At 52.5% G+C, this 276-nt stretch carries 1 protein-coding gene; it reads left to right on the top strand.

All coding sequences use genetic code 11. The features are described from left to right. Positions 1–276 (top strand): hypothetical protein (locus R0J92_RS22815; RefSeq protein ID WP_411053344.1); only part of this gene is annotated, 276 nt, incomplete at both ends.

The following is a 276-nucleotide window of genomic DNA, read 5'->3' as shown; positions in this document are numbered from 1 at the left end:
CAGGTGAAGGAATACGAAGAGCTGCTGGAGAAAATGCGTGAGGCTGGCGTCGACACCTCGCAAATCGCTCAATTCTCAGATGCCCTCCGCCAGTATCAAGCCGAAGCTCTCCGCGACATCGAGAAGAACGCCGAGTCTAGCTGGGAAAAAATGCTCCGTGAAATGAACGACTTCAAGATGGACTGGGCGAACCTCTGGAAAGAGACCGCTGACCTGGCTATCGATGAGATGGTTCGTTTTGTGAAAGAAGGCAAGTTCAGCTTCTCGGGCCTTATC

The organism is Tritonibacter sp. SIMBA_163, from assembly GCF_046535935.1.
In the GTDB taxonomy this organism is placed as follows: domain Bacteria; phylum Pseudomonadota; class Alphaproteobacteria; order Rhodobacterales; family Rhodobacteraceae; genus Epibacterium; species Epibacterium scottomollicae.
Note: the sequence above shows the minus strand (reverse complement) of the source record. Positions and strands in the feature narration are given on the sequence as shown.